This window comes from Frankia sp. CeRuru1 (assembly GCF_977966315.1).
Window position 1 is genome coordinate 7,365 of record NZ_CDWWEW010000205.1, and the last position, 2,165, is coordinate 9,529.

The following is a 2,165-nucleotide window of genomic DNA, read 5'->3' on the forward strand; positions in this document are numbered from 1 at the left end:
TCCGGTGCCCTCGTTCGGCCCGGGCGACGCCCGGATCCTCGTCGTCGGTCTGGCGCCCGCGGCCCACGGAGGGAACCGCACCGGACGCATCTTCACCGGGGACCGCAGCGGCGACTGGCTGTTCGCCTCGTTGCACCGCGTCGGGCTGGCGGCGCTGCCGACCTCGGTGTCCGCCGGGGACGGTCAGCGTCTGACGGCCACGCGCATCGTCGCCGTCGTCCGCTGCGCTCCGCCCGCGAACAAGCCGACCACCACGGAGCGTGACACCTGCCGGCCCTGGTTGGTGCGTGACCTCGAGCTCGTCCGGCCCACCCTGCGGGTCATCGTCGTCCTCGGTGGATTCGCCTGGTCCGCCCTGTGGCCCGCCCTGGCCCAGGCCGGATTCCCGGTTCCTCCGCGCCGGGTGTCGTTCGGGCACGGCGTGCGGGCCGAACTTCCCGTATCCGGGGTGTCGGTCGTCGGTTGCTATCACCCAAGCCAACAGAACACCTTCACCGGCCGGGTCACCGAAGTGATGCTTGACACGATTTTTGGCACGGCGGCGGCGCTCGCGGAAGTGGTTGAGCGGGCCGGGTAAGCCTTTGTCCTTGTGGCCGTCGACACAGAAGGTGAGCCGGAACACGGTCCGGACGCATCGGCACCACGGGCCGAAGACCGCCGGTATTCGTGTCCTGCGTCACGAAAAAAGCTGGGCGGCCAGCCCGGGACCGGGGTGTAACACGGCCCTCGTGGGTACGTTTTTGCCATGGGCTACGGGCAACCACCGCACATCCTCATCGTCGGCGGAGGATACGTCGGCATGTACACGGCCCTGCGGCTGCGGCGGAAGCTGCGCCAGGGCGAGGCATCGGTCACAGTCGTCGAGCCCAACTCGTACATGACCTATCAGCCTTTCCTCCCGGAAGCGGCGGCCGGCAACCTTGAGCCACGGCACGTGGTGGTACCGCTACGTAAGGTCCTGAAGGGCTGTCGGGTTGTCAGTGGAAGCGCGCTTCAGGTGTCGCATGGGACACGGACCGCTGTGATCCAACCATCCCTTGGCGAGAGATTTGATCTTAAATACGACATCTTGGTGATGTGTCCAGGATCGGTAGCGCGAACCCTTCCGATCCCGGGGCTCGCGGAGCAGGGCATCGGCTTCAAGAGCGCGGCCGAGGCCATTTATCTCCGTAATCAGGTCATCAGCCGGTTGGACGCGGCCGCCTCGGTGACCGATCCCGCGGTCCGGCGCCGAGCGCTGACCTTTCTCTTCATCGGTGGAGGATATGCCGGAATAGAGGCTCTTGCCGAGTTGGAGGACATGGCCCGCGATGCGTGTTCTTTCTATCCTGATCTGGAACCGACGGATATGCGGTGGGTCCTCGTTGAAGCCGCCGGCCGTATTCTTCCCGAGGTTTCACCCGGAATGGGGATTTATACTCTCCGGCAGCTCGAGCAGCGGGGTATCGACGTCAGGTTGAACACGCGGGTCGAGAGCCTGGTCGGTGGGCGGGTTGTACTGAATAACGGTGAGAAGTTCGACGCGGGCACCATCGTGTGGACGGCCGGGGTGCGGGCGAACCCGATGCTGGCCGACACGGATCTGCCCCTGGACGATCAAGGTCGGGTGCGCGCGACCGTCTTCCTGCAGGTCGACGGGGTGGGTGACGCGTGGGCCGCGGGTGACTGCGCGGCCGTGCCCGACCTGACCAGGGGCGAGGATGTCACAACCAGTCCCTCGGCCCAGCACGCCGTTCGCCAGGCCCGCCGGCTGGCTCTCAACATCCTCGCCGAGCTGCGCGGCGAGCCCATCGAACCGTACGAGCACAGCTATGCCGGCAGCGTGGCGTCCCTGGGCCTGCATAAGGGTGTCGCCGAGGTCTATGGGGTCAAGCTGCGCGGCTGGCCCGCCTGGTTCATGCACCGGACGTACCACCTGGGCAGGGTTCCCACCCTCAACCGCAAGACCAGGGTGGTCGCAGACTGGTCGTTGGCACTGTTCTTCCGCCGCGAGATCGTCTCGCTCGGATCCTTCGCCGATCCCCGGGCCGAGTTCCGCCGAGTGGCGATGCCGCCCGCGTTCGCCGCGGCCATCTCCCCAGGCACGCCCGGCACTCCGGCCACGACGGCTACGTCGGCTACGTCGGCTACGACGAGCGGGCGGAACGGGACCACTCGCCCCCCCG

At 67.3% G+C, this 2,165-nt stretch carries 2 protein-coding genes; both read left to right on the top strand.

Annotation, left to right across the window (positions count from 1 at the left end):
- On the top strand, positions 1-577 hold a 577-nt coding region (locus AC08OP_RS15165; protein WP_476614793.1), incomplete at its 5' end, for a uracil-DNA glycosylase.
- Between the two features lie 168 nt (positions 578-745).
- Positions 746-2,165 (top strand): NAD(P)/FAD-dependent oxidoreductase (locus AC08OP_RS15170; RefSeq protein WP_476614794.1); only part of this gene is annotated, 1,420 nt, incomplete at its 3' end.